The organism is Bacillus sp. SH7-1 (assembly GCF_008042405.1).
Classification (GTDB): Bacteria; Bacillota; Bacilli; order Bacillales; family Bacillaceae_G; genus Bacillus_A; species Bacillus_A thuringiensis_N.
Genome location: NZ_QNUD01000027.1, coordinates 92,497 through 100,514, shown reverse-complemented (window position 1 = coordinate 100,514; position 8,018 = coordinate 92,497). Strand labels below are relative to the sequence as shown.

Genomic DNA, 8,018 nt, shown 5'->3' with positions numbered 1-8,018 from the left:
CCTCTTTTTTTAGTTTAATAAAGTATTTATTTATAAAATACTTCCAAAATAAAGGTGAAAATATGTTAATATTTTGTTATTGTAATTCAAAAACGTATATACCAATTTTAATTTTTATATTATTATTCGTGAATAGTTGTATAGTGTGCTCGAATTTCTATTTCGCTAGTAAAGTAAAGAGGTTAGATGTGGGCGGGATTAGTAGGAAACAATGGTCGTATAGAGCTAGTTATAAAGGAATGTAAGAGAATGGATAAGGTATAATAAAGTAAGGTAATTATAGCGATAAGAAACTACTATTTATAATTGAACCGGTATTATATTGCTTTTTATTACAAATAATATTATGTTATTTTAATCGTCATATTTCAAAATGTGATTTATGTAAAGGACGATTATTAGGAAATGAAATATCTCTATTTCTATGAAAAGAAACAAGTTGTGTTTTAGTCAGATAGGAAGCAAGGAGAGATGCGCATGCTAGAACAAAGAGGTCATGCATTATATGACTCTTCATTGCGAGATTTAAAGTTAGCATTAGATGAGTCTTCAATTGTTGCGATTACAGACCGAAAGGGTCTTATTACATATGTAAATGATAAGTTTTGTGAAATCTCCAAATATACAAGAGAAGAGTTAATAGGGAAAGATCATCGTATTTTAAATTCAGGATATCACCCGAAAACATTTTTTCAAATTCTATGGAAGCGCATTTTGAGCGGAAAAGTGTGGAGAGGTGAGATTCGAAATCAAGCAAAAGATGGGACATATTATTGGGTTAAAACAACAATTGTTCCATTTTTAAATGAAAAAGGAGAGCCATATCAATTTATTGCGATCCGAAATGATATTAGTAGTAGGAAAGAAGCCGAACGGAGGTTGCGGGTAAGCGAAAGTCGTTATAGGGAGCTTGCGTATCATGATGCTTTAACGAGTTTACCGAACCGATTGCAGTTAATAACGACTGTAAACGAGATGATTGCAGACAAAAAAGAATTTGGTATGATTTACTTTGATTTGGATCGTTTTAAATTAGTAAACGATACGCTCGGTCATATGATAGGAGATTTACTTTTAAGCGAAGTTGCTTCACGGTTGCATTATGTGCTAGGAGAGAAAGATGTTCTGGCTAGGCTGGGTGGCGACGAATTTGTGTTGTTAACAAAAAATCATACACAAGATGAGATGAGGCAGCTAGCGACATCTGTGTTGTCATGCTTTCAGGCACCATTTATGCTTGAAGGTCATGAGGTATACATTTCAGCTAGTCTAGGACTTTGCTCATATCCGCAAGATGGACAAGATGTAGAAACACTATTAAAAAATTCGGATTTAGCTATGTATAGCGCGAAAGAACAGGGCAGAAATGCAGCGTGTTTCTTTACAGATGAGTTACGTGCGAAAATAAATCGTAGAATGAAAATTGAATTCGCTTTGCAAAAGGCAATTCGTGATGAAGAGTTAGACGTGGTACTGCAGCCTATTATTGATTTGAAAACGAAGAAATATACTGGTATTGAGGCTTTAGCACGTTGTTCGACAGAAGAAGGGCCTATTTCGCCAGGCGAATTTATTCCAGTAGCTGAAGAATCTGGACTTATTATAAAATTAGGAGACTGGGTATTAGAAAAGTCATGTCGCTTGTTTAAAACATTGCCAAATTATCAAGAAGGATTAAAGTTATCTGTGAATTTATCTATACAACAATTAATGCAGAAACGTTTTATTTTGTCTGTACGTAGCATTTTAAAGAGAACTGGCTTTCCTCCGAATCGTTTAATTTTAGAAATAACGGAAAGCATTGCTGTTCGCCATTTTGATTATATTATTGCTACATTACAAGAATTAAGAAGTATGGGCGTTTTAATTGCTTTAGATGACTTCGGAACGGGCTATTCTTCCTTATATTATTTAAAACAACTACCACTAGATATAGTGAAAATTGATCGTAATTTTATTCGTGAATTTCATTATGATCACGCACAGCCAGAACGAACGATTGTAAAGTCTGTTATTGAAATTGCCCATAGCTTAAATTTAGCCGTAGTTGCTGAAGGGGTAGAAACAGTAGAGCAAGAAAGCTTATTACAATCTATGGGTTGTGATTATGTACAAGGATTTTATTATGCGAAACCTTTATCTGTAGGAGAGTTAAAAGAAAAGTTAATTACAGATTTTGAATAAAAAAAGAGAAGCCGGTAGCTTCTCTTTTTTAATTCACTTTTTGTGAGTCTTTCATTAGTACTGGATAAAGAATAAGACCTAATACGAATAATCCAATTCCTAAGAAGAATGTTTTTAAATCAGCAGTTCCCGTTTTGATAACCCAAATAGAGTATACAAATGCTAATGTAGTAATGATCCCATCCTTTATTCGAGAGCCAGGCATTATATCATACGTTTCTCCTGTAATAACCAATTTGAATTGGTACAGCGTCGAAACAAGGTATGGAATTAAATAAGCTAATGTTGCTACAACGATAGCAAAATTATAAGCTTCTGATACAGTACCAGAAATCGTTGAGAATAAGAAAATTTGCGTCATCACATTTGTAATAAATAATGATTTTGAAGGACTACCTTTTTTATTTGTTTTTGCGAACAACTTAGGGAAAAGTCCATTCTTTGCTGCCTGGTAAGGTACTTCTGAACTAACAACGATCCAGCCAACTGTAGATCCAAATAAAGATACAAGTGCAAGTAAAGCCATGATATATGCGCCTTTATTACCAATTGCTAAATTTAATGCGTCTACTAATGGTTTTTGAGATTCTTTTAAAGCATCTTGTGGAAGAGCTCCCATTGTAAGTAGCGTAATTGACATGTAAATAAGAAGAGCGATAATTAATCCGAAAATAGTAGCTTTTTTTACATCACGCTGAGATTTTGCGCGGTTAGAAAGCATTACGGCAGATTCAATACCGATAAATGCCCAAAGTGTTGCAATAGCAGCTGAATTGATTTGTCCACCTAACGAAATTGATTGTCCTGCTTCATTCATAAATGTTTGGCCGTCTCCGAAATTAGAGGCATTGAAAATGAATAATGTGATTACAATAAACATTGTAAATCCGATAATTTTTGCAATGGTAGCAAGCAGATTCATATTTCCAGCTCGGTCAATATTTTGAGAAAGAATGTATTGAATTCCCCATAACATAAGGCTACATACGAGGAAAGTTAATCCTTTTCCGAGTTCTAATGAAAATCCGTTCGTTGAAAAGAGAATTTGCTTACTTTGTAAAACTGGAAAGAATGTTGATAAATATCCAGCAAAGGAAATAATAACAGATGCTGTTGCAGCCCAGTTCGCAGCCCAATATCCCCAGGCCATGCTATATCCTGCAACTTTACCCGCTTTTTTTGAAGGGAACATTGCTTGAGCGTAACTTTGTGGTCCTGCTTTTAATTCTGGCTTGCGAATTGCTAAATTTCCAAATACGAGTGCAATCATAAATACGCCAAGTCCTGTAATACTCCATGCAAGTGTAGAACCCATTGGACCTGATACTTGTGCTAAATTTGCTGGAAGCATAAATACGCCACCGCCAACCATATTTCCGATAACAAAAGCTGTTAAAATCCATAATCCCCATTTTTTCGTTTCCATTTTTGTTAACTCCTTTGTAGTAAGATTTGCTTAAACATCATTTTTTACTAGCTTTTTGGCAATAAAAAAAGAGCCATGTAGATAAAAAATACCTACATGGCTCTTCGCCTAACGTAGGTACAACGGGAATAACCCTTGTACCTACGCGTAATTTTTCCGCTAGGTTTCAAGGGTTACGTATGATGATGATGTTTTTGTGCAAATGTAACTACAATTGTTGTATAAGTAAGCATAGTTCTTTGCTCCCTTTCTCCTCTGATTTTGAAGTTAGTATACTACATGTTTTTTTGAATGAAAAGAAAAATATAAAAATTTTTATAAAAATACGTTTTAGAGATTAAATATTTACCTGTATTTTTCCTATACTGGAAAATAAGTGAGAGATTGGCAGAAGAGTATAGCGTGGTATAATACATATAGAATTAGAAGGTGACAAGGGGCTATTGTAGATGATGAGTAAGTATGAGCAAATTTATACAGAAATCAGTAAGTCTATTGACAATAAACAATTAAAAGAGGGATGCAAAATCCCATCAGAAACTGAATTAATGAAGCAGTATGAGGCAAGTCGAGGTACTGTAAGAAAAGCAGTAGATTTATTGCAAGAGCGTGGATATGTTCAGAAAATACATGGAAAAGGTGTTTTTGTTTTAAAGCGAAAAAACATTGAATTCAACTTTGGTGGTATTGTAAGTTTCCAAGAAGAAAATGAACGTTTAGGACGTCATTGTATTACAGAAGTCGTAGAAATAGAGAAAGTAAAAGCGACAAAAGAAGTTGCAAAACTATTAAACGTGAAAGAAAAAACAGAAATAGATCATATTAAACGCGTACGAAATATTGATGGAGAAAAAGTAATTTTGGATATCAATCATTTTGTGTCGGAATATATTCCAGGATTAACGAGTGAAATTGCGACGGAGTCCATTTATAAATACATTGAAAAAGAACTAGGGCTTCATATTAGTTACTCACAGAGGGTAATTGAAGTGCAACCATGTACAGAGGACGATAGAAAGTATTTAGATTTAAATGGGACAGACTATGTTGTCGTTGTGAAAAACTTTACACATTTTTATGATGGAAGTCAGTTTGAATATACAGAATCACGCCACCGCTTAGATATTTTTCATTTTTCGGATGTGGCGCGGAGAAAGTAAAGAGGTGGAACAAACTATTGTTTCATCTCTTTTTTTATAAAAAAACACAAACTCGTATATACGAGTGTTGACTAACTTATATATACGAGTTAATATGTAAGTGTAAACGGTATCAAAAAAAGAAAAGAGGGACGGGAATATGGGGAAAGACTATCGTAAAACAGCAGAGGAAGTGTTGCAGTATATTGGTGGGAAAGACAATATTGAACAAGCTGCGCACTGTGTAACGAGGCTCCGTATCGCTTTAAAAGATGAAAGCAAAATAGATAACGATAAATTGCAGTCTGTTTCATTAGTGAAGGGAGCGTTTCATAACGCTGGGATATTTCAAATTGTAATCGGCCCGGGAGATGTTGATCGAGTATATGCCGAATTGATAACGCTTGCAGGTATGAAAGAAGCGACAGTAGCTGACGTAAAAGATTCTGGAAACCAAAAGTTAAATCCAGCTCAAAAGTTTGTAAAAGTATTTTCAGATGTATTTATGCCGATATTACCAGCAATCGTAACAGCTGGTTTACTAATGGGAATTAACAATCTATTAGGGGCAAAGGACTTATTTTTTGAAGGTAAAAATTTATTAGATGTGTATCCAAACTTAAGTGGGCTTTGGGATTTAATTAATATGATGGCGAATACAGCATTCGTATTCTTACCAGCACTTGTCGGTTGGTCAGCAACGAAGCGTTTTGGTGGTAGTCCGATATTAGGGATTGTTATGGGGTTAATGCTTGTGCATCCTGCCTTATTAAACGCGTGGGATTATGGAAAAGCAGCGACTGGTTTAGATGGACAAAAGATTGAGTACTTCGATATTTTAGGATTATTTCAAATTGAAAAGGTAGGGTATCAAGGTCAAATCTTGCCTGTCTTAGTAGCAGCATTTGTATTAAGTAAAGTGGAAATCTTCTTAAAGAAACATGTACCAAATGCAATACAATTATTAGTTGTACCAATTACAACGATTGTCGTAACAGGTGTGTTGGCGTTAGGGATTATTGGTCCAGTTACACGTCATATTGGAGATTTATTAACAGCTGGATTAGTAGGTGTATATGAAACTGTGCCAGTAGTTGGAGCAGTATTGTTTGGAGCATTATATGCACCGCTTGTAATTACAGGTATGCATCATATGTTTATTGCTATCGACTTACAATTAATTGCACAGCACGGTGGTACATTCATTTGGCCAATGATTGCTCTTTCTAACATTGCGCAAGGTAGTGCAGCACTTGCAATGTTCTGGATTTCTAAAAATCAAAATGATAAAAGCATGGCATCGACATCAGCGATTTCAGCATATTTCGGTATTACAGAGCCAGCTATGTTTGGTGTGAACTTACGAAATAAATTCCCATTCTATGCAGCAATTATAGGATCGGCTGTGGCAGCGATATTTATTACGTTAAATGGTGTATTAGCACCTGCTATCGGAATTGGCGGATTACCAGCATTTATTTCTATCATTCCGAAATCGATTCCAATGTTTATTGTAGGAATGGTTATCGCAGTTGTAATCCCGTTTACGTTAACGTGGTTATTTGCAAAACGAGTAAAACAGAAGTAGGAGGAAGTTAAACATGAAGGATTGGCATAAAAGTGTAGTTTATCAAATTTATCCGAAGAGCTTTAATAGCTATTACAATAAAGAAACCGGTGATATAAAAGGGGTTACAGAAAAACTAGATTATTTAAAAGAATTCGGAGTAGATTATATTTGGTTAACACCGATATACCAATCACCACAAAATGATAATGGATATGATGTAAGTGATTACTACAGTATTGATCCATCTTACGGAACGATGGAAGAGTTTGAAGAGCTTTTAGAAGAAGCAAAGGCACGTAACATTGAAATTATGCTGGATATCGTTGTAAATCATAGTTCGACGGAACATAAGTGGTTTAAGGAAGCGAAGAAAGATAAAAATAGTCCATATCGTAATTACTATATTTGGCGTGATGAAAAAAATAATTGGCAATCTAAGTTTGGTGGATCTGCTTGGAAGTATGATGAGAAGACAGAGCAGTATTTTTTACATCTATTTGATGAGACACAAGCTGATTTAAATTGGGAAAATGAAAAGCTTCGTGAAGAAGTATATGATATGATGCGTTTTTGGCTAGATAAAGGGGTAACTGGATTCCGATTAGATGTTATTAATTTAATTTCAAAAGATCAACAGTTCTTAAATGATGACGGAAGTACGGCGACAAGCGATGGTCGTAAATATTATACAGATGGTCCGCGTGTTCATGAATATTTACAAGAGATGAACCAAAATGTTTTTGAAGGGAAAGATGTCATTACAGTTGGAGAAATGTCATCTACGACAATTGATAATTGTATTAAATATTCGAATCCTGATCGTAATGAACTGAGCATGACATTTAGTTTCCATCATTTAAAAGTAGATTATCCGAATGGTGATAAGTGGACGAAGGCTAATTTTGATTTCATTAAATTAAAAGAGATTATGTCTAATTGGCAAATTGAAATGCAAAAGGGCGGCGGATGGAATGCGTTATTCTGGTGTAATCATGACCAGCCTCGTATTGTGTCACGCTTCGGTAATGATGAGAAGTATAGAAATGAATCTGCAAAAATGTTAGCGACAGCTATGCATATGTTGCAGGGCACACCTTACATTTATCAAGGCGAAGAAATCGGTATGACGAATCCTAAATTCGAGTCTATTGAGCAATATCGCGATGTGGAATCGTTAAATATATATGATATAAAGCTAGAAGAAGGATTATCAAAAGAAGAGATTATCGGGATTTTAAAACAAAAATCTCGTGACAACTCCCGTACTCCAATGCAGTGGAATGAAGAGATGAACAGTGGCTTTACAACAAGTACACCTTGGATTTCAGTTGCTGAAAACTTTAAAGAAATAAACGTAGAGAAGGCACTAGAAGATAAAGAGTCTGTATTTTATCATTATAAAAAACTAATTGAACTAAGAAAAACATATGATGTAATTACAGAAGGAAAATACGCTATTTTGGATGAAAATGATCCTAAAATTTGGGCATATACTCGTACTACAGAAAGTGAAGTGCTACTTGTTATAAATAACTTCTATGGAGAAGAAATAACGTACTCTGTACCAGCGAACGTTCAATTAGATGGAATGAAACAAGAAGTACTACTGTCGAATTATAAAGATTCCAGCAAGGATATTATAAAACTTAACTTAAGACCATATGAATCAATTGTGTATCGATATACGAAATAAGAAGGT

General features: G+C 34.6%; 5 protein-coding genes. 4 read left to right on the top strand and 1 reads right to left on the bottom strand.

The window, feature by feature from the left end; all coding sequences use genetic code 11:
- The first annotated feature begins 477 nt into the window (after positions 1-477).
- Entirely contained in the window at positions 478-2,184 is a 1,707-nt protein-coding gene (locus tag DN390_RS21225; protein WP_147808355.1) for a putative bifunctional diguanylate cyclase/phosphodiesterase, read from the top strand.
- A gap of 28 nt (positions 2,185-2,212) precedes the next feature.
- Here DN390_RS21225 and DN390_RS21220 read toward each other — a convergent pair whose 3' ends face one another.
- A complete protein-coding gene (locus DN390_RS21220) occupies positions 2,213-3,610 on the bottom strand; it encodes an amino acid permease (RefSeq protein WP_147808354.1) in 1,398 nt (465 codons plus the stop codon).
- A gap of 449 nt (positions 3,611-4,059) precedes the next feature.
- On the opposite strand from DN390_RS21220, the gene treR reads away from it, so the two are divergent.
- From treR to treC, 3 genes are all read left to right on the top strand, one after another.
- Positions 4,060-4,770 (top strand): trehalose operon repressor, encoded by a 711-nt coding sequence (treR, locus tag DN390_RS21215; protein WP_147808353.1) that lies wholly within the window; start codon positions 4,060-4,062, stop codon positions 4,768-4,770.
- Between the two features lie 139 nt (positions 4,771-4,909).
- Entirely contained in the window at positions 4,910-6,337 is a 1,428-nt protein-coding gene (gene treP / locus DN390_RS21210) for a PTS system trehalose-specific EIIBC component (RefSeq protein WP_147808352.1), read from the top strand.
- A gap of 13 nt (positions 6,338-6,350) precedes the next feature.
- Positions 6,351-8,012 (top strand): alpha,alpha-phosphotrehalase, encoded by a 1,662-nt coding sequence (gene treC, locus DN390_RS21205; protein ID WP_147808351.1) that lies wholly within the window; start codon positions 6,351-6,353, stop codon positions 8,010-8,012.
- Positions 8,013-8,018 lie beyond the last annotated feature (6 nt).

Coding starts and splice junctions, on each gene's coding strand:
- DN390_RS21225 (WP_147808355.1), top strand. CDS start 478: ATGCTAGAACAAAGAGGTCATGCATTATATGACTCTTCATTGCGAGAT.
- DN390_RS21220 (WP_147808354.1), bottom strand. CDS start 3,610: ATGGAAACGAAAAAATGGGGATTATGGATTTTAACAGCTTTTGTTATC.
- treR (WP_147808353.1), top strand. CDS start 4,060: ATGATGAGTAAGTATGAGCAAATTTATACAGAAATCAGTAAGTCTATT.
- treP (WP_147808352.1), top strand. CDS start 4,910: ATGGGGAAAGACTATCGTAAAACAGCAGAGGAAGTGTTGCAGTATATT.
- treC (WP_147808351.1), top strand. CDS start 6,351: ATGAAGGATTGGCATAAAAGTGTAGTTTATCAAATTTATCCGAAGAGC.